This is a genomic window from Thiomicrorhabdus marina (assembly GCF_017571465.1).
Taxonomy (GTDB): domain Bacteria; phylum Pseudomonadota; class Gammaproteobacteria; order Thiomicrospirales; family Thiomicrospiraceae; genus Thiomicrorhabdus; species Thiomicrorhabdus marina.
Genome location: NZ_JAGETV010000005.1, coordinates 115,383 through 137,539, shown reverse-complemented (window position 1 = coordinate 137,539; position 22,157 = coordinate 115,383). Strand labels below are relative to the sequence as shown.

General features: G+C 44.2%; 19 protein-coding genes. 8 read left to right on the top strand and 11 right to left on the bottom strand.

Annotated elements, in window-relative coordinates; all coding sequences use genetic code 11:
* Window positions 1–137: 137 nt before the first annotated feature.
* From J3998_RS04670 to J3998_RS04650, 5 genes are all read left to right on the top strand, one after another.
* Entirely contained in the window at window positions 138–2,012 is a 1,875-nt protein-coding gene (locus J3998_RS04670; protein ID WP_208148300.1) for a putative bifunctional diguanylate cyclase/phosphodiesterase, read from the top strand.
* 7 nt (window positions 2,013–2,019) lie between these two features.
* On the top strand, window positions 2,020–2,742 hold the full coding sequence (locus J3998_RS04665; protein ID WP_208148299.1) for an rRNA large subunit pseudouridine synthase E: 723 nt from the start codon (window positions 2,020–2,022) through the stop codon (window positions 2,740–2,742).
* A gap of 212 nt (window positions 2,743–2,954) precedes the next feature.
* A complete protein-coding gene (gene mnmA, locus J3998_RS04660; RefSeq protein WP_208148298.1) occupies window positions 2,955–4,082 on the top strand; it encodes a tRNA 2-thiouridine(34) synthase MnmA in 1,128 nt (375 codons plus the stop codon).
* 17 nt (window positions 4,083–4,099) lie between these two features.
* Window positions 4,100–4,801, top strand: coding sequence for a high frequency lysogenization protein HflD (gene hflD, locus J3998_RS04655; RefSeq protein WP_208148297.1), 702 nt, complete (start codon window positions 4,100–4,102; stop codon window positions 4,799–4,801).
* 14 nt (window positions 4,802–4,815) lie between these two features.
* Window positions 4,816–5,088 carry a cupin domain-containing protein gene (locus J3998_RS04650; protein ID WP_208148296.1) on the top strand — a complete coding sequence of 91 codons (273 nt, stop codon included), beginning with the start codon at window positions 4,816–4,818 and terminating at the stop codon, window positions 5,086–5,088.
* A 65-nt stretch (window positions 5,089–5,153) separates the two neighbouring features.
* Here the strand turns inward: J3998_RS04650 and J3998_RS04645 are convergent, their stop codons facing one another.
* A complete protein-coding gene (locus J3998_RS04645) occupies window positions 5,154–7,049 on the bottom strand; it encodes a SurA N-terminal domain-containing protein (protein WP_208148295.1) in 1,896 nt (631 codons plus the stop codon).
* Window positions 7,050–7,162: 113 nt separating this feature from the next.
* Window positions 7,163–7,753 carry a hypothetical protein gene (locus tag J3998_RS04640; protein ID WP_208148294.1) on the bottom strand — a complete coding sequence of 197 codons (591 nt, stop codon included), beginning with the start codon at window positions 7,751–7,753 and terminating at the stop codon, window positions 7,163–7,165.
* Window positions 7,754–7,861: 108 nt separating this feature from the next.
* On the opposite strand from J3998_RS04640, the gene J3998_RS04635 reads away from it, so the two are divergent.
* On the top strand, window positions 7,862–8,221 hold the full coding sequence (locus tag J3998_RS04635; protein WP_208148293.1) for a response regulator: 360 nt from the start codon (window positions 7,862–7,864) through the stop codon (window positions 8,219–8,221).
* 64 nt (window positions 8,222–8,285) lie between these two features.
* On the opposite strand, the gene J3998_RS04630 is transcribed toward J3998_RS04635, so the two are convergent.
* The 9 genes from J3998_RS04630 to mutL form a co-directional block, all read right to left on the bottom strand.
* Entirely contained in the window at window positions 8,286–9,608 is a 1,323-nt protein-coding gene (locus J3998_RS04630; protein WP_208148292.1) for an adenylosuccinate synthase, read from the bottom strand.
* A gap of 100 nt (window positions 9,609–9,708) precedes the next feature.
* Complete coding sequence (locus J3998_RS04625; RefSeq protein WP_208148291.1) at window positions 9,709–10,866, bottom strand: ATP phosphoribosyltransferase regulatory subunit; 1,158 nt, start codon at window positions 10,864–10,866, stop codon at window positions 9,709–9,711.
* A gap of 64 nt (window positions 10,867–10,930) precedes the next feature.
* Window positions 10,931–11,116, bottom strand: a complete 186-nt coding sequence (locus tag J3998_RS04620; protein WP_208148290.1) for a DUF2065 domain-containing protein — start codon at window positions 11,114–11,116, stop codon at window positions 10,931–10,933.
* A 51-nt stretch (window positions 11,117–11,167) separates the two neighbouring features.
* On the bottom strand, window positions 11,168–12,049 hold the full coding sequence (gene hflC, locus J3998_RS04615) for a protease modulator HflC (protein WP_208148289.1): 882 nt from the start codon (window positions 12,047–12,049) through the stop codon (window positions 11,168–11,170).
* The gene (gene hflK / locus J3998_RS04610) at window positions 12,049–13,269 is read right to left on the bottom strand and encodes an FtsH protease activity modulator HflK (protein WP_208148288.1); all 1,221 of its coding nucleotides are present in this window, start codon (window positions 13,267–13,269) and stop codon (window positions 12,049–12,051) included. Before hflK ends, hflC begins: the two co-directional genes overlap by 1 nt.
* Before the next feature lie 197 nt (window positions 13,270–13,466).
* The gene (gene hflX / locus J3998_RS04605; RefSeq protein WP_208148287.1) at window positions 13,467–14,771 is read right to left on the bottom strand and encodes a ribosome rescue GTPase HflX; all 1,305 of its coding nucleotides are present in this window, start codon (window positions 14,769–14,771) and stop codon (window positions 13,467–13,469) included.
* Window positions 14,772–14,990: 219 nt separating this feature from the next.
* Window positions 14,991–15,260, bottom strand: a complete 270-nt coding sequence (hfq, locus tag J3998_RS04600) for an RNA chaperone Hfq (protein ID WP_208148286.1) — start codon at window positions 15,258–15,260, stop codon at window positions 14,991–14,993.
* Window positions 15,261–15,595: 335 nt separating this feature from the next.
* Window positions 15,596–16,567, bottom strand: a complete 972-nt coding sequence (gene miaA / locus J3998_RS04595; RefSeq protein WP_208148285.1) for a tRNA (adenosine(37)-N6)-dimethylallyltransferase MiaA — start codon at window positions 16,565–16,567, stop codon at window positions 15,596–15,598.
* A gap of 77 nt (window positions 16,568–16,644) precedes the next feature.
* Window positions 16,645–18,609 carry a DNA mismatch repair endonuclease MutL gene (mutL, locus tag J3998_RS04590; RefSeq protein WP_208148284.1) on the bottom strand — a complete coding sequence of 655 codons (1,965 nt, stop codon included), beginning with the start codon at window positions 18,607–18,609 and terminating at the stop codon, window positions 16,645–16,647.
* Window positions 18,610–18,771: 162 nt separating this feature from the next.
* On the opposite strand from mutL, the gene apbC reads away from it, so the two are divergent.
* Window positions 18,772–19,902, top strand: a complete 1,131-nt coding sequence (apbC, locus tag J3998_RS04585) for an iron-sulfur cluster carrier protein ApbC (RefSeq protein WP_208148283.1) — start codon at window positions 18,772–18,774, stop codon at window positions 19,900–19,902.
* A 143-nt stretch (window positions 19,903–20,045) separates the two neighbouring features.
* Window positions 20,046–22,148, top strand: coding sequence for a methionine--tRNA ligase (gene metG / locus J3998_RS04580; protein WP_208148282.1), 2,103 nt, complete (start codon window positions 20,046–20,048; stop codon window positions 22,146–22,148).
* Window positions 22,149–22,157 lie beyond the last annotated feature (9 nt).

Genomic DNA, 22,157 nt, shown 5'->3' with positions numbered 1-22,157 from the left:
CGAAGTGACTCTTCAAGACCTCGCCAAACGAAGAACTCGACGCCCGAAGAGGTAAGTCGAGACAGAGGCTTTGCAAAATTTGCCTGAAGCCATTTGGACTTATTCTGCGTTTCCCTAAGATTTAGACAAAATAAACAATGAACAGAAATAACCATCAGCTTTTAGCCCATCACGGACGTAAATTTGAAGACTTTAAAAAGGCGGCATTGGCAAAATTCGCCTTCTCGTTTCTATTACTTTTCAGCTATTTAATTTTTTCTTACCAACAAGAATCCGAGCCGGATTTAAAAGTCGCTATTATCATGTTAGCGATTCCCTTTATTGGCTTTATCGTGCTGCGATTAAGCAGAGATATCGAGTCATTGGAACGGATGCTTTTCTTCTTAAAAGCGTTTTCGATTACTACCGTTATTGTCGGTGCCAATGCATTTAACGATCAGTCTACCGGCTTTCAAATTCGAGTGGTCTTTTTATATGCCATCTTATATTTTTCCTATCTAACTGATTTTTTGTATATCGATAAATTCCGATTTTATTTTTTTATTCTATTTGGTACTTTCGGAGTTTTATTACTTCCGGCGGATTTAGTTACCAAAATCATGTTATTTTTAGCGATGATATTTATGTCGGTCATCGCTTACGATACGGTACGCCTGCGAGAACAAAACGCTTATTTAACTGAAGAATTGCGTCAATCTTCTGAAGATACTATTTATAAACTTTCGCATTTCGATAGTTTAACCGGCTTGCCAAATCGTACCTTGTTTAATGAATTAACAAATAACTATCAACAAGATCATCAACAATCGACTTCCCAAGTCGCTATTCTCGCCATCGGCATTGACGGTTTTAAAGCCGTTAACGAAACTTTTGGCCATCGTGCCGGCGACAATGTATTAAAAAGTATTGCGCAACGAATAAACCAGCACTTCACCGGGAAAAGAAGTCTGATATCGCGCCATGAAGGCGACCATTTTACAGTCGCTTTAATGGATTATTCGGACCTGACCGGAATCGAAAAACTCAGTAAACAATTACTGCACAATGTTTCTGAACCGATCAAGATAGATGGCCAATCAATTGGCCTGACTTGCAGTATCGGCATCGCTCTGAAAGCACAGGATGATGACAGTTACTCACTGCTGATTCAACAAGCAGAAACGGCGATGAATGAGGCAAAGATCAAAGGTCGAAATCGGTACCTACTGTATAATCCTAAGATGTTGTCAAATGCCAAAATTCGTCTTCGCATCGAAAGTGCATTGCGTCAGGCAGTGAAACAACAGCAGGGATTTAGCCTTTATTATCAACCCAAAATCGATATTCGCAGTGGTAAGGTATGTGGCGCTGAAGCATTAATTCGCTGGCAAGACAAAGACTTAGGGGCAATTTCTCCAGTCGATTTTATCCCAACCGCTGAGAATAGTGGCTTGATCATTCCACTTGGAAGATGGATTTACCAACAAGTATTGCAAGACATGCAACAGCTTCAACACTCAGGACTAAGTTTGCCAAGTATTAGCGTCAACCTTTCAGCGCGGCAATTTGATGATCCGGAGTTATTAACAATGTTGTTAGAAGGCATAAAACAATACAATATTAACCCTCAAAGCATCGATATTGAATTAACTGAAAGCGTCATTATGCGTTCACCGCACAAAAGCATTAACTTATTAAAAAAATTACGCGATGCACAGATGACTATTTCAATTGATGATTTCGGAATTGCCTATTCCTCTTTAAGTTATTTAAAATCTCTACCGGCTAACCGTCTTAAAATAGACAAATCATTTATCGACGATATCGTCCACCATAAAGATGATCAAGCTATCACCTCTGGCATTATTAATATGGGGCACAATCTTGGCTTAAGCGTTCTAGCCGAAGGCGTGGAAACCGCTGCTCAATTAGATATACTCAAAGAGTTAGGTTGTGATGAAATTCAAGGCTTCTATTTCTCTAAACCTTTACCTTTCCACGAATTAACCGCTTTTTTGAAACGAAGTTCATAAACCGTCAATGCTTAATTTACTGCTATTTAATAAACCTTTTAATGTCCTTTGCCAATTTACAGACGATTCTGAACAGGCAAGCTCGCGAGAAAATCTTAGCGACTATATTAAAAAGACTGGCTATTATGCCGCCGGCCGCTTAGATCGTGATTCGGAAGGTTTACTTCTACTGACTGATAACGGCAAACTACAACAACGCATTGCCGACCCAGAATTCAAATTACCAAAAACCTATCTTGTTCAGGTCGAAGGCGAAATCAATGCCGAAGCAATTGCTCAGCTACAAAAAGGCGTCGTATTAAAAGATGGCAAAACATTACCTGCACAGGCAAAAAAGGTCAGCGAACCCTTATGGTTATGGCCGCGTAACCCGCCAATTCGCGAACGTCAAAATATTCCGACTTCTTGGCTTGAGTTGACCATCAAGGAAGGTAAGAACCGTCAAGTTCGGCGCATGACTGCTGCGGTGGGTTTTCCAACATTACGTTTAATTCGCATCCAAATCGGGCCTTGGAAAATAGCCGACCTGTCATTAGGAACAAGTCAACAAATCGCAGTTGACGAATTTAAACAACAGCTACCGGAAGGTTTTTTGAACTTCTCGAAAACCACACCGAATCATAAACCCCGTAAAGCCATTCGCAATCAGCGGCGGAATGCCGAGCAACCGATCAGTACGACCAAAAAACGCCGTTCTTTCGATTCGCGTAGGAAAAAGCCCGCAAAGTGAAAATGCCACACAAATCAGACATAAAGATTGCTTCACTACGTTCGCAATGGCCGTCATTACGAAGTCTTTAGACAGTGGCAATCTCTTTTTTTAATTAACAAATCCACTAAGTGAACAGCATTGCCACAAAGTGACGCTGTGTAGCATTCAATTTTTTATGACGCATCTGCTAAAATAAGCGCTTACTTTTTATATAGCTGGAGACTCTCTGCATGGCACACGACCCTGCCAATACTAAAGTCATCGTCGGTTTATCCGGCGGCGTTGATTCCTCGGTAGCCGCTCTTATGCTTAAACAGCAAGGCTATCAGGTGGAAGGCCTGTTTATGAAAAACTGGGAAGGCGATGACACCGAGGATTATTGTCCTGCTGCAGAAGATTTAAAAGACGTCTTAGCCGTTGCCGAAAAACTCGATATCCCGGTACATATTGAAAACTTCTCCGGCCAATATTGGGACAATGTTTTCGAGCATTTCTTAGCAGAGTATTCGCACGGACGTACACCAAATCCCGATATCCTCTGTAATAAAGAAGTTAAATTTAAGGCCTTCTTACAACACGCTTTAGAATTGGGGGCAGATTTTATTGCCACCGGCCACTACGCACGTATTAGTCGTGATGCAGACGGCACGTGTCATCTTTTAAAAGGTCTAGACGACAATAAAGATCAGTCGTATTTCTTATATACACTTCAGCAAAATCAGTTGCAAAAATCGCTATTCCCCGTCGGCGAACTTGAGAAACCACGAGTTCGGGAAATAGCGGAAGAAGCCGGGCTCATTACCCATGATAAAAAAGACAGCACAGGTATCTGTTTTATTGGCGAGCGTAAATTCAAAGATTTCCTCCAGCGTTTCTTACCCGCTCAACCAGGCGATATTGTTGATGACCACGATCATGTTATCGGTAAGCATGATGGTCTGATGTACCACACTCTTGGGCAAAGAAAAGGCCTTGGTATTGGTGGCGGCCATGGTCGCGGCAATGAACCTTGGTATGCTGCTGACAAAGACTTGAAAAATAACCGCTTGGTTGCAGTGCAAGGTAAAGATCACCCACTTCTTCAACATCAATTTTTGATTGCCGATACACTTGATTGGGTCAGCGGCTCTACCCCTCCGTTAAACAGCGCAATCAAAGCAAAAATTCGTTACCGTCAACCAGAACAGCCTTGCCAAATCATTGCGGCAAACAACGGTAAGATTTTGGTGAAGTTCAATAAAACCCAAACTGCGGTTGCCCCCGGGCAATCCGTCGTGTTTTATGATGGTGAAGACTGCCTTGGCGGAGGCATTATCGAACAACGTTTGCATCAAGCCGATGCTGCAGATTTAGATTAGAAAATACTGAGAGTTTTATGAGTCAATATACTCAGCAGGACAAGACCCTTGCTTTAACCGGCATCTACCAAGCAGCCCAACTGGTTTACCAATTAGCGTCGAGCGGAGAAGCCGATGAAAAAGCTTTGAAGGCCAGTATCGATTCGTTGTTTATCAATAATCCAACAAACACGCTTAATGTATTCGGCGATGACGTCGATAATTTGCAAACTGGTGTCGAAACCCTACTGGCACAAATGAACGGCAATGTATCTGTTCAGGAACGTAATATTGAAGTGACCCGCTATGCATTAAGCTTAATGATTCTTGCCAAAAAACTACGCCAAGGCGGCGATGGCCTGCAGAAAATCTCTAATGTGCTAGAAACTGCCGAATCTCAACGTGAGCATTTTGGCGATATGCATGAAAATGTCATTGCAACCATTGCTCGCGCCTATAGCGAAAATGTCAGTATCATGACGCCAAGAATTATGGTCAACGGACACCACCAGCACCTTAATAATCAACGCATTGCCAATAAAATCCGCGCTTTATTACTGGCAGGAATTCGCTCTGCGCTTCTCTGGTATCAAGTTGGCGGTTCTCGCTGGGGATTAATCTGGTCGCGCAAAAAATATCTGCAAAATGCCAAGGTATTACATCGCCCACAAGCATCACCTAATAACGATAAAGTCACCAGTCTGTTCAATGACGAACAAGACCCGTCCGATAAATCTTAATACAGGAAGCGTTTATGCAAATTGAAGTTATCCAAAATCCTGCCGAAGCAATTATTGAACAGCATGGCTGCCATTCCTGGCCAATTTGGGAAAAAGAGATATCGAACTTTTCATGGTTTTATGACAGTACCGAAGTCTGCTTGATTCTGGAAGGTGAAGTGACGGTTACGCCTGATGACGGTAAAGCAGTGAAAATTGTTGCCGGAGACTTAGTAACCTTCCCTGCTGGAATGGCTTGTACTTGGGATATTACCTCACCGATCAGAAAACACTATAAATTTCTATAAACAAAAAATCCCGCTAAATCAGTATGACTTAGCGGGATTTTATTTAACAGCCAATAAGTTAGCGATTATTTAATCGTTTCAAATACCGCTTTCTTTTCAATCTCAGCACTTTCATCTAGTGCATTGATGCGCGCACTTAATTCAGCATTCGCAGTTAATTCCGAATAAGCTTGTTTTAGCGGCTCACTCTGCTCAGCAGTCAACTCTTGCGCTTTGACAGCTTTAAGCTGAATTAATACCGTATCACCGGTCGGCAGCTGATACTTATGCCACACAGGCTTATCAGCGGGTTTAGCGACCTTAAACACTTCTTGCAACATCTGCGGCAATAGATTTTGTGCATCACGCCCAACCCAACCGATGGTATTCCATTCAATACCGTTAGTCATTAGCGATTCAGGAGTTTCACCTTGACCAAGTTTCACTAACAGCTCATCAGCCAGTTTAGCCGCTTCAGCAATTGCCGCTTTACGCTCCAATTGGGTCTTGATTTCATCTTTCACTTCAGACAATGGCTTTTGACGCTCTTCCTGATATTCATTAATGCGGACCACAACCGACTGATCAGGGTTAATCTCTACCGCAGTCGAATTCAACTTGTTCTTCAAAACATCATCGGAAAAAGCAGTATTGACTACTTTCTGGTTAGAAGTAATCTCATCTTGTCCCCCATTACGCGCGAAGAAGTCAGAAGTTTGAATCGTTAAACCTAATGCTTCAGCAGCCGGCTCAAGACTATCTGGCTGTTCATAGGCGATATTATTCAGTTGCTCTAACAGATCAAAGAATTGTCGTTCTGCTTGCTGTGCCTGATATTTGGCGATCACTTCATCGCGAACTTCCGCAAGAGGTGTTACAGCACGCTCATTGATTTTCTCCAGTTTGATTAAGTGATAACCAAACTCGGTCTTGATCGGTTCCGAAACTTGCCCTTCTTGCATTGAAAATACCGCTTGGTCAAACTCGGGAACCATCATGCCTTGTTCAAAATTACCCAAATCGCCGCCACTTACCGCAGAGCCTGGATCTTCAGAATTCTCTTTTGCCAGCTCGGCAAAATCTTCGCCCGCGTCAACTTTGGCTTTAATCTCTTCAATTTTCTTAAGTGCCGCTTCAGCATCAACGCCCGGTTGAGTTCGAATCAAAATATGGCGCGCACTGCGAGTTTCCGGCGTAGCGAAAAGCGATTTATTTTCATCGTAGAAAGCCTGTACAGCTTCGTCCGTTGCCTCAATAGTCTTGGCAATATCTGATTTTTTCAGTGCAATAAAATCAATTTTGACTTTTTCCGGCTCAATGTAATCTGCTTTGTTCTTTTCGTAAGATGCTTCAATAGCGTCATCACTAACCGTTACCTTGCCAAAAAAAGGTCGTTGGTCAACACGCAGATAATTAATATCGCGTTGCTGACCTTGAAGTTTTGCCAACTGCTCAACTTCAGCAGAAGTAGCAAATGCCGAACTAGACAACAAACCTTTAAATTGGTTCTCAATCAGGAATTTACGTTGTTCATATTCAAAACGTGCCACGGAGAAATTGTTATTGGCTAAAACCTGCTTGTATTGCTCATCGGAAAATTTACCGTCTTTCTGGAAAACCGGCGCCGCTTGAATCGCTGCGGCCAACTGCGGATCAGAAATCAATAAACCATGCTCATTTGCCCACTGTTCAATAAGCTTCGACTCAATTAACGCATCCATGACCTGCTCACGCAATGTCTGATCTTGTACAACAGTATCGTACATATCACCAAACTGCTGCTGCAAACGCACCTTTTGTGAGTTGTAGAGCGTTAAGAACTCACGGCTATCGATACTTTCACCATTTACATCAGCAACAGCAACACTTTTATCGCCTTTGGCATATTGGTCGATACCAAAAAGTGCAAAAGTTAAGATGATTAATCCGACAATCACCCATGCAATCCAGCCTTGGGCACGATCACGAATAGCTTGTAACATGCGTTTTCCTTTGTTGAGAAAGACAGTACGAGAGCTTACCTCTCAAATTAAATAGCTTGCTATGATACCAAGCCAAAGCCATGGTTTCATGAAAATTTAGCGTCAAGCGAATCTTAAAAAAACGGGCACTCCGACTCTTCGGCCTTCGCCTCAGCTTTGGCCTTTTCAAAATCGGCTTTTTCTTGATCGCGCTGTTCTTTAGTCACCGTAAAATCTTCTTCCAACGAGAACAGTTCGGTCATATCGCACTTCACACCGTTGATTCCTCCGTTTGGAAAACGTACCAAGAAATCATCAATGTGCTCTGACAACAGTTTAATTTCATTATTCTGTAGATTCTTTAATTGAATATCAGCACCATAGAAATCCGATTGCAATGCATCTTGAATCGCTTCTTTAGTCCAATCGTCAATCCCGAAGCGCAGACAAATTAAGAACCATGACGAATCAATATCGCCTAAATCCAGAGAAAACACATCTTCTTCGCCACTTTTACTCTCACCTTTTTCCAAGATATATCTGGCATTGCCCTCTTCATCAAGATCGACACGCTCGATGATGAATTGCCAACCCGGCTGCCAAGCATCTGCATCCTGCTCTAAGTCGCATGCAAAAAGTTGTGACTGGTGAATTTTGGCAAATTCTTGTGCATTAGCGATTTTGATTTCTGTTGGAATCATTTCCAGTAAGCCGTTGCTATACATTGGTTTTCTCTCAATTAATTTTTGTGGGCGCAATTTTAACAAACTTTGCCGATAGTCGTTATAGATCACATCCGTTACAATAATTTAGTCACAGAGATAGGATAAACAATGAAACGCATTCTTTACGTCGATGACGCCACTTCAATGCGCCGCTTGGTCAGTTTAGTTTTGGAAAAAGACTATCAGGTTACCCTTTCTGAAAACGGTCAAGAGGGCTTGGCGGCCATCGAAAAACAAGATTTTGATGTCATTATTTCAGACATCAATATGCCAGTGATGGATGGTTTAGAATTTCTCGCTGAACTGCGAAAACTGGAAAAAACGCGTTTTACACCTGTGTTGATGCTGACTACCGAGGCCAGCCGAGAATTAAAAGAACAAGGTAAACGACTTGGCGCAACCGGTTGGATTATTAAACCTTTCGATCCGGATAAGCTAGCATCCGTTATAGAGCGAGCATGCAACTAGTTGTTTTTAAAAACAAAAAAGCCAAGCAGATAGCTTGGCTTTTCTCTGTGCTAAAGCTTAGCAGTTAAACTTCAAACGGATCGTCAATAACCAGTGTTTCTGCACGGTCTGGGCCAGTAGAAAGAATTGAAACCTTAACACCGACTTCCTTTTCAAGGAATTGGATGTAGTCTTTTGCTTCTTGCGGTAACGCATCCCAAGATTCGACACCAACCGTAGTAGTTTTCCAACCAGGCATAGTCACATAGTTTGGCTCACAACGTTCATATTCGTCGGCACTTGAAGGAGGAAGCATTAATGTTTCGCCGTCTTTGTTATAAGAAACACAGATTTTCACTTCTTCTAGCTCATCCATAACATCCAACTTGGTCAAGCAGATACCAGTGAGGCCGTTAATTTGTGCTGAACGGCGCAAAGCAACCGCATCAAACCAACCACAACGACGTTGACGCCCCGTTGTTGCACCAAATTCATGACCGCGCGTACCTAGTTCTTTACCGATTGCATCACCTTCATCGGTTTCGCAGTCGTAGCAAAGTTCAGTCGGGAATGGCCCTCCACCAACACGCGTTGCGTAAGCTTTAGTAATACCCAGTACATAATCCAATTGTGTTGGACCAATACCCGCACCGGATGCCGCACCACCAGAAGTGGTGTTTGATGAGGTTACATAAGGGTAAGTTCCTTGATCGATATCGAGAAGCGTACCTTGTGCCCCTTCAAACATCAGGTTTTTACCTTCGCGATTGTAAGTATCAATCATATTAGGGATGTCAGCCAACATCGGAACAATCAATTTCGCGTACTCTTGGCATTTTTCCCAAAGTGCTTCAAATTCAACTTTGTCGACTTTGAAATAATTTTCTAGCGCGAAGTTATGATAATCAAGAATCTCTTGTAACTTACCTTTAAACTGTTCCATATCACGCAAGTCTCCGGCACGTAGCCCGCGACGCGCAACTTTATCTTCATAAGCCGGTCCAATACCACGACCAGTGGTACCGATGGCTTTTTTGCCACGAGCCGCTTCACGCGCTTGGTCAAGTGCCACATGGTAATCAAGGATCAGCGGACAAGCGTCAGAAATTTTCAGGCGGCTTTTCACTTCCAAACCACCCGCTTCAAGCTCAGCAACTTCCTTTTCCAGCGCCGACGGAGCAAGCACTACGCCGTTACCGATTAAACATTGCACTTCTTCGCGCAAAATTCCCGACGGAATTAGATGCAATACGGTTTTATGACCATCAATTACCAAGGTGTGGCCTGCATTGTGACCACCTTGGAAGCGCACTACAGCAGCGACGCGATCGGTTAGCAAATCTACAATTTTTCCTTTACCCTCGTCACCCCATTGAGTGCCGACAACAACAATATTGCGTTTGGTCATAAAACTTATCTTCTTACTTTTTAAAATGTCATACACAACAAAAGAGGCCTGATCAGTTATCAGCGCCTCTCTGCATTTCTAAATGTTTTTGGTTAGTGGTTTAAACCAACTGCCATGCACCGTTTTGGTTGCTTAGCTTCTTGCCGTTTTCCTGCTCTAAGTCATACGACTTAACCACTTTAATACCTTGCGATTTCAGCTCTTCGATCTTATTTTGCAAGTCAGCATCGGAGACACACGGTGCGTAAACCACATCGGTGTTATCAGCAACATCGGCCAATAGATCTAGTGCACCACGCAAATCAAGACTGAAACCAGTCGCCGGCAGTGCCAAACCGAAGTCGGCGCCGATATTATCGTAACGACCACCTTTCGCGATTGGCTGTAGGAAACCGCAGGCACTATAGGCCGCGAAAATAATACCGGTGTGATATTGGAAACCACGAATGTCAGCCAAGTCCAAATGAATATCAACTGAAGCGTGTGTGGCTTGCAAGTGCTGCACCATTTCCGCCAGGTGATTCAAGTAAGCATCCATCTGCACTGAAAGACCTGAGAATTCGCTCTGTGCTTTAGCGATCGTATCCGCAGCATTTCCACAATAAGAAATCAGCTGCTGGAAACGAGCCGTCCATGCACCGGAAATATTCGCCGCCACAAATGCGTCGAACTCAGGAATCGCTTTACGTTCAAGAATATCGATTAACTCAGAACCCTGCGCATCATTCAAACCTGCAAGTGCGATTAGCTCATCAACAATACCAACATGTCCAAGGCTTAATTTGATATTGAGGTTAATGCCCTTTAGGCTTTCCAGCATCAATTCAATGATTTCGATATCACTTTCAATACCGTCGTGACCGAAAAGTTCTGCACCAACTTGAATTGGGCTACGAGAACCTTTGGCTTTGTTATTGCGAGTTTTCAAAACTTCGCCAACATAACATAGACGAGAAATCTGTCCATCGGCTTTCAAGCGATTGGAAACAATACGCGCTACCTGTGGCGTCATGTCCGCACGAACCCCCATCATTCTTCCGCTTTCCTGGTCGGTAAAACGGCAGGTATCCACGGCCATATGGCGCGCTGTACCAGTCAAGAGTGAGTCGGTGAACTCAGCTAATGGCGGTAGCACCAAATCATAGCCAGATAGATGAAAGCCGTCGACCAATTGGCGGCGGTAGAATTCAAGCTTTTGCGCTTGTGGAGGTAACAGGTCTTCAAGACCTTCCGGCGTAAACCACGTCGATTGTTGCATTGTGAACTTCTTTTAATCTCTTGATTTAATCTAAGCTGGCGTATTGTAAAACAATTTGCCCAACTTAACTAAAAATTAGTAGCAGTATCAGACCTATCGCAATTGAAAACAGTCCCATCACCCGTAAATTGCCTTCGGGCATAGCTGATGCCTCGCTCATCATTTTCTTCCAAAAATGCGGAAACGCAAAAGGAAGTAGTCCCTCAATAATCAGAACCAAAGCAAAAGCGGCAAAGAGAGTTTCAAACATAGGCACATAAAAAAGGCGGGTTGCCCCACCTTTTTAATCATTTAATACTGATTATCTATCCATTGCTTCAGCCTGTGGCTGAACACGGTTATTAAAGTATTTGAAGAAATCGGAATTCGGATCAACAACCATAATATCCGCTTTATCTTTAAACGACTTCTGATACGCATTGATACTATGGTAGAAAGAGTAGAACTCTGGATCCGCATTGTATGCATTAGCATAGATTTCCGCTGCCGTTGCATCACCACGACCTTTAATCATCTCCGCCTGTGAATAAGCGTCAGCTAAAATAACCACACGTTGACGATCAGCATCGGCACGAATCTTCTCAGCAGCCTCGGCACCTTTCGAACGAAGGTCTTTGGCAACACGATTACGCTCCGCTTCCATACGACGGTACACGGATTCAGAAATATCTTTCGCTAGGTCGATACGTTTGATACGTACGTCTTCAATTTCAATACCGAACGATTTGGCGGTACCTTCAGTTGCGGTTTTGATTTTTTGCGCAATCTCAACACGCTCGCCGGAAATAACTTCCTTAACGGTACGGTTACCAAACTCGGCACGCAAACCGTCTTTTACGATTTGTCCAAGACGCATACCAGCTAAACGGAAATCACCATTCATAGTGGTGTAGAACTTCGCTACGTCTTGCACCTTCCAACGTACAAAAGAGTCAACTTCCAAGTTTTTCTTTTCACTGGTCAGGAAACGTTCAGGAGCAGAGTCAAGCGTTTGCAGACGTGAGTCAAAGAAACGTACATTGTTCACAAACGGCATTTTAAAGTGTAGACCCGGCTGAACATCGGCCTTAACGATCTCACCTAATCGAAGCACGACTGCGGTCTCGGATTCTTTAACGGTATAAACTGAGCCGCTACCAACAAAAAGAATCACGGCAATTAATATTGAAACAACCGATTTCATTAACGTAGCTCCCTATTTCTCAAATAATCGCGAATATTGGTCGTTGCCGGTTTTGTCTGCTGAGTAGACACATTCGATTTAGCCGTATTAGTCGCTGATGCCGATGAACTTGGCTTGAACGGAACCGTTGCTTGCTGCGAACCAACCATCTTATCTAAAGGAAGATAAAGCAGATTATTAGCACTTTCAGAACCGATAAATACTTTCGAGGTATTACCTAAAACCGTTGATACCGCATCGATGTAAAGACGGTTACGAGTTACTTCAGGCGCCTTACTGTATTCTGAAACAATGCTATTGAAACGGGCTGATTCACCCTTTGCTTCGGCGATAACCTGATCATGATAAGCACTCGCTTCTTCTAGCTGACGAGCCGCATTACCACGCGCAATAGGCAAGATTTCATTCGAATAAGCTTCCGCTTCATTAATCAAACGCTCTCTGTCTTCACGCGCCTTAACTACGTCGGCAAATGCTGCTTGCACCTGCTCCGGTGGCTGTGCATCTTGCAAGTTTACCGAAGTAATCAAAAGCCCGGCGTTATATGCATCTAAACGTTCTTGAGCAAGCTCTTGCACACGAGCAACCACTTCATTTCGCCCTTCAGTCAGAACAAAATCCATATTACTTTGACCAACCACTTCACGTAGCGCACTCTCGGTAACAATTCGCAGTGTTGTGTCCGGATCAGAAATTTCAAATAGGTATTTGCTAGCAGAGCGAACTTGGTACTGCACCGCAATTTTCAAATCGACGATGTTTTCATCTTTAGTCAACATCAAAGACTCATTCGGAACGTTGCCGGCAACATTACGCACATCAGAACGGTAACCGATTTCGGCAGTACGGATTTGGTCTACGTTAACGATCTGTACATTTTCAATTGGATAAGGCAGATGCCAATGCGGGCCTGCTTTAGTTTCATCAATGAAAGCACCGAAACGAGTGACCACACCGCGTTCAGCCGGATCAACAATATAAATACCGGACAGCATCCACACCACAAATACGATACCGGCAATTGCCATTCCACCGGCACTGCCAAGACCACCACCATTGGTACTTCCTGAATTTAGTTTTTCAGCTGCTTTCTTAAAAAGCTTGGTGAGATCGTCATCACCATTTCTTTTCGGGCCGCGATCATTATTATCGCCACCGCCATTATTTCCTGAATTGCCCCAAGGATCTTGTCCTGGTTTACCTGGTTCATTCCAAGCCATTCAACCTTCTCCATGCATTAGCATTAACGTTTGGGCCTTAATTACCGAACTGGTTCAGTATTTATTAGGCAAGAGTTCGACTATTGTAGATAGTCTGAATGTAAAAGTCACCAATTAAGGTTCTTTATCGTAAGGGTTCTTCATCTTATCGCCATATTTCAGAGCCGCCGGCTTTTGAAATAGCCATCGAACGGAATTTACTGTTCTGAAAGCACTTCGGCCTTATGAAATTCCGGCCAATCTTTAATGGTGTTCCATTCATGCTCAGTCAGACTCATGGTAAACAGACTATTACCCTGTTCATCAAACCCTTCTTGCAAGATCGTACCTAGTTGATAGAGTTGCGCACGTTGCTTACCGGCGCTTACATCCAGCACTAATTCAACTTTATAGAACCGACCTTTGAAGAAAGAGGCAACCGCATCCATCATCATCTCAACACCGAGACCATCGCGCGCCGAAATCCAAACCCGTTCCGGTGTATAACCGTCTTCTGCAAAGTCAACCTTCGGCTCAACTATTGGCTCTAAGGCATCAATTTTATTGAAAATTTTAAGCTGCGGAACGTCCGAAGCGCCTACCTCGGAGATCACCTCCTCGACATCGGCAATTTTCTCGTCACGATGAGGATCGGCAGCATCAATCAAGTGAATCAAAAGATTCGCTTCACTGGTCTCTTCCAAAGTCGAGCGGAAGGCGGTCACCAAATCATGCGGAATATGACGAATAAAGCCAACCGTATCGGCAAAAATTACTGAACCTGCACCCGGCAAATGCACTTTACGCAATGTGGAATCCAGCGTCGCAAATAGACGATCTTCGGCATAAACACCGGCTGAAGTCAGATAATTAAATAACGTCGACTTACCGGCATTGGTATAACCGACAATCGTCACCGTCGGCAATTCGGAACGCTTACGCGAACGGCGCCCTAAATCACGCTGTTTACGAACCTTCTCAATTTTGGCTTCTAACTGTTTGATTCGACCTTGCACCAAACGACGGTCGGTTTCCAACTGGGTTTCACCCGGTCCACGCGCCCCAATACCACCCTGTCGATCTAAGTGACTCCAACCTTTTACTAGGCGCGTTGACATGCGTTTTAACTGCGCTAATTCAACCTGCAACTTACCTTCATGAGAACGGGCACGTTGTGCAAAAATATCCAGAATCAGGCCGACGCGGTCTAATACCTGAACGTCTAGATAATCACTTAAATTACGTTCCTGCGCAGGAGATAAAGCATGGTTAACAATAACCACATCCGCTTCATATAAATTAACCGCATCTTTAATTTCTTCGGCCTTTCCCTTACCAATAAAGAACTTGGGATCAGGATGGCTTCGCTTGGTGGTGACCAAGGTACAAATTTCCGCCCCGGCAGATTCAACCAATTCATACAGCTCATCCACTTCTTCACGATCTGCTTCTTGATAGAAATCGACGTGCACCAAAACCGCTTTTTCAATTTCTTGCCGCTCTAAGCGATCAAATAATTCCATTAAGTGTTTCCATCTCCGTTTTGTGCAAAATTTGCTCCTGGCAAACTCGTCCTTTTAAAGCGCGCACATTATAGACACAGCCGTCATGCATGTGAAACCTAAATTCAAAATGGCTCTTAAAGTAAAAAGTGCTAGCCGACTATGAAAGCACTTTAGCCCTTTAAAAACGCAAAAGGCGAGGAACAGAGCCTCGCCTTTTTTCTCATAAGCGGTTGAAGATTACGATTCAGAATCTGAACCGTTTTGCCCACTGCCATACTCATAAGGTTTTGGATCACGCATCGGTACGATTGTCGAAATCGCGTGTTTATAAACCATCTGCGTTACATTGGATCGCAGTAGCACCACAAATTGATCAAACGAATCAACTTTACCTTGTAGCTTTACACCATTAACCAAGTAAATTGAAACATTGATACGTTCTTTTCTTAAAGCATTTAGATAAGGGTCTTGGATAGGCAAGGCCTTTGTCACTTTTTTACTCTCCATGCTGATTCCTGTTATTTTTATTTTTTATTGTTCTTCTTTGTTCTGGGTTCAGCAAAGTTGCTTCAACCTCCCCCAACTAAAGCATTTGAAAGATTAATATCTGCTTAGGAAACACAAAACAAGTCCAAATGACTTCATGCAAAGCAATCGAGCTCTGCGTTTCCTTGCATTCAAACATTAAAACTGCGAAAAGCATAACACACCATTTGCCGTTTCAAATATCAATTTAACTGATAACCCGTATAAATTAAAGGCATGGCCTTAGATTTAATATATTTATCATTAGCGCTACGGTTTAAGAACGGTTAGAAAGCCGATTCAAAAACGATAAATCGTTACTCCTGTACCGCATTTTCAAGAAGTTGACGACTTTCGACAACCCTTTGTTGTAACGATGTCGCATAGGGATCAATTACCAATAAATCCGATTCCTTGCGCAACCAAGTTAATTGCCGTTTAGCAAGCTGGCGGGTCGCAACTATGCCTTTATGCACAAAAGTCTCATAATCATAATCGCCCAATAAGTAATCCCACGCTTGACGATAACCAACGCAACGAATCGATGTCATATCCGCCTCTAAATCACCACGTTTAATTAATGACTCGACCTCTTTTAGAAAGCCTTGCTCCAGCATCTGCATAAAACGCTTTTCAATTTGTTTATGCAATCTGGAGCGATCTTCCGGAATCAAAGCGATTTTAATTAACTCAAAATCTTTTAATGCCTTCTTTGGATTCTGCCTATGTTCCGTCAAGGTCTTACCGCTGACTTGATAGACCTCCAGCGCGCGAATCAAACGCTGCGGATCATTCTGATGAATGCGCTGTGCCGATTCAGGGTCTATTTCAGTCAACCGTTGATGCAAGCTTTCGGGCGATTCATCCCACTGTTTTTGTAATTTCGCACGCACTTCTGCATCAGCACTTGGTAAGTCATTCATCCCTTGTTGTAATGCATTGAAATACATCATGGTACCTCCAACCAAGACCGGCAATTTACCGCGGGCAAAAATCTCCTTAACCAAACCGTGCACATCATCGACAAACTCACTGGCCGAATAACTCTCACTGGCATCAATAGTATCAATCAGGTGATGTGGTACCGACTGTATTTCCTCTGCACTCGGTTTGGCAGAGCCAATATCCATATCACGATAAATCAGTGCTGAATCAACACTAATAATCTCAATCGGCAAAATTTCAGCCAATGCCATCGACAATTGACTTTTCCCCGACGCAGTCGGCCCCATAATCGCCAATACCTTTTTCTCGGCGATTAATTTGTTTACTAATTCTGAATATTCCATGATTAATCTCGGACTAGACCCTAACTTTTTCTTTTTTTCACGACCTTAAAACTCATTATGCTTTGCTGCAACAACATCTACTGTCCACGCATAAAGAGTTTGTCGAGCTGCTCCATTGATAACTGAATCCACGTCGGGCGGCCGTGGTTACACTGGTCGATTTTATCGGTCTGCTCCATTTGACGAAGCAGTTCGTTCATTTCCGGCACCGTCAATTGACGATTAGCGCGTACCGAACCGTGACAAGCCATGGTCGACAAAATACTGTCGATTTTCTCATTGACCGCGTGACTTTCATCCTTAGCCACTTCTTCTTCGGCAAACTCGGCGAACTCCGACAACATATCCTTAAATAAACTCACTACATCGGCTTTCAATAATAACGCCGGCACCGCACTAACTTTCAATTGCTCAGGCCCCATCGGCTCGATCTCAAAACCGAGATCTTCAAAAGTTTGCTTAAAGCCTTCCCACATATATATCTGGGAAGCCTCCAGAGACATGACAATTGGTACCAATAGTGGCTGACTCACCAAACGCAACTGCTGCCACTGTTTTTTAAAGCGCTCATAGACTACACGTTCATGCGCGGCGTGCATATCCACCAATACCAAACCGTGCTGATTTTCCGCCAAGACAAACACGCCATGTAACTGCGCCTTGGCAAACCCTAAAGGCGGAATTTGCGAATCCTGCTCTACGGAAAAATCACTTCCATACAGATTATGTGTAGCATCGTTGATTTGCGGTACAACACTTGCCACCGCATCATCACCGTATCGACGAGCCTGAACTAACTGCTGTAAATCTTTGGCCTGTTGACTGCGGGAATGCTCGCCCATCGGCGCCTGAAAAGCCATTGATGCCGCCAATTCGCCTTGCGTCGGCTGAGCATTAAAATTAAACGCCATCGGTTTAGCTTCCGGCTCCGGTACTTGACCTAATAAACTTTCCAACGCCTTACCGCTACCCGGCTGGACGCTATCGGTAGCGGCCAAAGGCTTACCGACTGTGTCACGTACCGAACGACGGATAAAATCAAACACTTCACGATTACGCGAAAAACGCACTTCATGTTTGGCCGGATGCACATTCACATCCAACTGCTCAGGAGGCACCTGCAAGAACAACACATAGGCGGCGTGTCGGCCGTGATAAAGCACATCGGCATATGCCTGCTTCAATGCAAAACTCAAATTGCGATCTTTAACCACACGACCATTTACAAATAAGTACTGCATATCCGTTTGCGCACGATTGAAAGTCGGCAAACCAACCCAGCCACTTAAATGCCAATCCTGCGCTTCAAATTCAATCTGCAATGAATGATCGACAAACTCTTGACCTAGCAACATCTTCAAACGTTGCTGTAATGACTTTTCATCAGTACAAGCCGGTAAATTACGCACCGTCTTTCCGTTATGCACCAGTTTAAAACCGACCTGTGGATGGCTCAATATAATGCGTTTAACTAATTGCTCAATCTGCATAAACTCGGTACGCGGAGCACGTAAGAACTTCTTACGCGCCGGCGTATTGAAAAACAAGTTATTGACCTTGACCGAAGTACCATTTGCACCCGCAGCCGGTTCAGGACCGTGCCATTTGCCATCTCCTTGAGCACTGACTTGCCAAGCGCTTTTATCATGTACAGTGCGGCTGCGCAGAGTAAAATCGGAAACGGAGCTAATACTCGCCAATGCTTCGCCACGGAAACCAAGTGACTGCACCGCGACTAATTCCTGCATTGAATACACTTTACTGGTGGCGTGACGGGAAACCGCCAATAACAGTTCATCTTTGGCGATGCCGCGACCATTATCAATCACTTCAATCGAATGATTGCCACCCTCCTGCAAAATCACTTCGATCTGGTCGGCACCCGAATCCAGCGCATTTTCCAACAACTCTTTAACTACCGAAACCGGGCGCTCGACCACCTCACCGGCGGCAATCTGATCAGCCAAGTTACTCGGTAATTCAGCGATTGCTCGAATCGGCGCCAGTGTTTGATGTTGTGCCAGCCAAGCTAGTAGACTCATTCAGCCATCTCCAGAAAGCTATTCAGAAATCGCAGATTATACCGAAAACAGGCACTTGATATAGCGGTTCGACTTCAAGCCCATAACCGAACCTGCTAAAATGGCGCACAAATTTTTCGTGTTGCGTCAATAACAGCAGCACCGCAAAGAAAAGGATAGAGCATGGGATTTTTAAGCAAGCTTTTTGGCGGCAGTGACAGCATTAGCGAAGCGTTGCAAAACTCGATCGAAACGCAGATCAAACAAGTCAAAATACCGTTTACCGAGCAAGATGTGTTAGAACTAAAAGCACTCAAAGCAATGCATTTAAAAGGCGCGGATTTAACTTTAGAGATTAGTCTGCCATTCCCATGTCGCAGCCTTTGGCCTTCAATTGAACAAAACCTGTCCCATCATCTAAAACAATTAGATGGAATTTCTTCGGTGCAAGTCGAATTTCAGACCGAAGTGGTCGCGCATGATGTGCAGAAAGGCACGACGCCGATGGCGAATATCAAGAACATCATTGCGGTTGCTTCCGGTAAAGGTGGTGTCGGTAAATCGACCACTTCGGTCAACCTTGCACTAGCCTTGCAACAAGAAGGTGCGCAAGTCGGCATTTTAGACGCTGACATCTACGGCCCCAGCATTCCGACCATGTTGAACATCAAAGAAAAACCGCAAACCAAAGACGGCAAAAGTATGCAGCCATTGGAAGCTTACGGCCTGCAAGCCATGTCAATTGGCGCTTTGATTGATGAAGATTCACCGATGATTTGGCGCGGCCCGATTGTCACACAAACCCTAACCCAGCTTTTAAATGAAACCAATTGGGACAATTTGGATTACCTGATTATCGACTTGCCCCCGGGAACCGGTGATGTGCAACTAACTCTGGCGCAGCAGATTCCGGTTACCGGCGGCGTTATCGTTACTACACCGCAGCAAGTATCACTAATTGACGCTAAGAAAGGCTTAAAGATGTTCCAAAAAGTGGAAATTCCGGTACTGGGCATTATCGAGAATATGAGCACGCACATTTGCTCTAACTGTGGGCATGAAGAAGCCATTTTCGGTGAAAACGGTGGGCAGGAAATGGCTAAGAAATACCGCGTTGATTTCCTTGGCGCATTGCCACTGAACAAACGTATCCGTGAAGAAGCCGACCAAGGACAGCCAACAGTAACGGCTGAACCAAGCAGTGAAATCGCCAATAAATATCGTCATATGGCGCATCAAATCAGCGCCAAAGTCGGGGTTAAAAAACGTAACTACGCTAACTTATTCCCTAACATCGTGGTGCAAAACACCTAATATAAAAATCGCAAAAAGACTGCTAACTGCCAGTCTTTTAGACGCACAGGCCGACTAAAAAACTCTATAATAATCGGCTTATTTAAATTTATGGTTATCGCGATTTATTCGCGTTAATTCTTGCTGTGAATGGAAAGGATTTTATGTCAACACCTGCTAGCCCTCGCAAAATTTTGATTACCAGTGCGCTGCCTTACGCCAATGGCCCGATTCATCTTGGCCACTTGGTGGAATATATCCAAACTGATATCTGGTCACGTTTTCAAAAAATGCGTGGACACGAATGTACTTACGTTTGTGCAGACGACGCGCACGGTACACCGATTATGTTGCGCGCCGAAGCAGAAGGCATTACGCCTGAGCAGTTGATTGCAAAATCATCGGAAGAACATCAAGCGGATTTCGCCGGTTTCAATATCGCTTTCGACCATTATCACAGCACGCACTCGGATGAAAACCGTGAGTTCGCCGCGCTAATTTATAACCGTTTGAAAGAAAAAGGTTATATTTCGCGTAAATCGATTTCTCAGTATTACGACCCTGAAAAAGAAATGTTCTTACCGGATCGCTTCGTCAAAGGTACTTGCCCGAAATGCGGTACCGAAGACCAGTACGGCGATAACTGCGAAGCCTGTGGCGCGACTTACTCGCCAACTGAGCTAGTTAATCCAAAATCAGCGGTTTCCGGCGCGACTCCGGTTGAGAAAGATTCCGACCACCTCTTCTTCGAACTTGGGCAGTTTGCCGATATGCTGAAAGAGTGGACGCGCGGCGGTCACCTACAAACGCAAATCGCCAATAAAATCGACGAATGGCTGGAAAGCGGTCTGCGTGGTTGGGATATCTCGCGTGATGCGCCTTATTTCGGCTTTGAAATCCCGGGTGAAAAAGATAAATTCTTCTACGTGTGGCTAGATGCCCCTATCGGCTATATGTCGAGCTTTAAAGCTTATTGCGAAAAATCTGGCTTGAACTTCGACGAATACTGGCAGAAAGATTCGAAAGCAGAGCTATACCACTTTATCGGTAAAGACATTATCAACTTCCACGCACTATTCTGGCCTGCGATGCTGTCGGGAGCGGACTTCCGTACGCCGGATGCGGTTTATGCGCACGGTTTCCTAACCGTTGACGGGCAAAAAATGTCTAAGTCGCGCGGCACTTTCATTATGGCCAAGACCTATCTTGAGCACTTGAATCCAGAATATCTGCGTTACTACTTTGCCGCGAAACTAACCAGCCGTATCGACGATATCGACCTGAACCTAGAAGATTTCGCACAACGTGTTAACTCTGACCTAGTCGGAAAAGTAGTCAATATCGCCAGCCGTACGGCCGGATTTATTGTTAAAAAATTCGATGGTAAATTGGCTACGAACCTATCTGCGGATGCGCAAGCGCTGTACAACGAATTTGCTGCCAAGTCAGATGAAATTGCCGAGCTATACGAGCATCGTGAGTACGGCCATGCAATGCGTGAAATTATGGCATTAGCGGACAAGGCGAACGAATACATTGCTGAGACAGCTCCTTGGGTACTGGCTAAAGAAGAAGGAAAAGAAGCAGAACTTCACGAAGTCGCGTCAATGGGTATTAACCTATTCCGTGTACTAATGAGCTATTTGGCTCCGGTTCTACCGAAAACGTCACAAGATGCTTGGGCGTTCCTAAACCTAGAAAACCCGGTTTGGGATGATGTTAAGTCACCGTTACTTGACCATGAAATTACCAAATTTAAAGCACTAATGACGCGTCTAGAAATGCCGGCCATCGAAAAAATGGTTGAAGCGTCAGCGCAATCATTAGGGACAAAGTCTGTACCAGACGGCAAAAAAGACGACACTAAGCCAAAGAAACAGAAAGTGAAAGCAGAGAAAAACATGAGCAATGACAACAACAATGGCTTTGACGCCTTAGCTGAAACCATCAGTATCGATGACTTTGCTAAAATCGATTTGCGTATTGCCAAAATCGTTAATGCCGAAGCCGTGCCAGAAGCGGACAAGTTGATTAAATTGACATTGGACATCGGTTTTGAACAGCGTCAAGTATTTGCCGGAATCAAAGCGGCATATAATCCGGAAGACCTAATCGGTAAGCAAACCGTAATGGTTGCCAACCTTGCGCCACGTAAAATGCGTTTCGGTATATCGGAAGGCATGGTACTTGCCGCCGGCCCGGGTGGATCGGATTTATATATCCTTAACCCGGATGATGGTGCAAAACCTGGAATGCGCGTTAAATAACGAAAACTA

Bases quoted from the DNA above. Each gene is read 5' to 3' on its own strand.
- miaA (WP_208148285.1), bottom strand. From the start codon at position 16,567: ATGGAATATTCAGAATTAGTAAACAAATTAATCGCCGAGAAAAAGGTA.
- hflD (WP_208148297.1), top strand. From the start codon at position 4,100: ATGAGTCAATATACTCAGCAGGACAAGACCCTTGCTTTAACCGGCATC.
- J3998_RS04620 (WP_208148290.1), bottom strand. From the start codon at position 11,116: ATGTTTGAAACTCTCTTTGCCGCTTTTGCTTTGGTTCTGATTATTGAG.
- J3998_RS04670 (WP_208148300.1), top strand. From the start codon at position 138: ATGAACAGAAATAACCATCAGCTTTTAGCCCATCACGGACGTAAATTT.
- mnmA (WP_208148298.1), top strand. From the start codon at position 2,955: ATGGCACACGACCCTGCCAATACTAAAGTCATCGTCGGTTTATCCGGC.
- hflC (WP_208148289.1), bottom strand. From the start codon at position 12,049: ATGAAATCGGTTGTTTCAATATTAATTGCCGTGATTCTTTTTGTTGGT.
- J3998_RS04645 (WP_208148295.1), bottom strand. From the start codon at position 7,049: ATGTTACAAGCTATTCGTGATCGTGCCCAAGGCTGGATTGCATGGGTG.
- metG (WP_208148282.1), top strand. From the start codon at position 20,046: ATGTCAACACCTGCTAGCCCTCGCAAAATTTTGATTACCAGTGCGCTG.
- J3998_RS04665 (WP_208148299.1), top strand. From the start codon at position 2,020: ATGCTTAATTTACTGCTATTTAATAAACCTTTTAATGTCCTTTGCCAA.
- J3998_RS04650 (WP_208148296.1), top strand. From the start codon at position 4,816: ATGCAAATTGAAGTTATCCAAAATCCTGCCGAAGCAATTATTGAACAG.
- hfq (WP_208148286.1), bottom strand. From the start codon at position 15,260: ATGGAGAGTAAAAAAGTGACAAAGGCCTTGCCTATCCAAGACCCTTAT.
- J3998_RS04640 (WP_208148294.1), bottom strand. From the start codon at position 7,753: ATGTATAGCAACGGCTTACTGGAAATGATTCCAACAGAAATCAAAATC.
- J3998_RS04635 (WP_208148293.1), top strand. From the start codon at position 7,862: ATGAAACGCATTCTTTACGTCGATGACGCCACTTCAATGCGCCGCTTG.
- hflK (WP_208148288.1), bottom strand. From the start codon at position 13,269: ATGGCTTGGAATGAACCAGGTAAACCAGGACAAGATCCTTGGGGCAAT.
- J3998_RS04625 (WP_208148291.1), bottom strand. From the start codon at position 10,866: ATGCAACAATCGACGTGGTTTACGCCGGAAGGTCTTGAAGACCTGTTA.
- J3998_RS04630 (WP_208148292.1), bottom strand. From the start codon at position 9,608: ATGACCAAACGCAATATTGTTGTTGTCGGCACTCAATGGGGTGACGAG.
- hflX (WP_208148287.1), bottom strand. From the start codon at position 14,771: ATGGAATTATTTGATCGCTTAGAGCGGCAAGAAATTGAAAAAGCGGTT.
- apbC (WP_208148283.1), top strand. From the start codon at position 18,772: ATGGGATTTTTAAGCAAGCTTTTTGGCGGCAGTGACAGCATTAGCGAA.
- mutL (WP_208148284.1), bottom strand. From the start codon at position 18,609: ATGAGTCTACTAGCTTGGCTGGCACAACATCAAACACTGGCGCCGATT.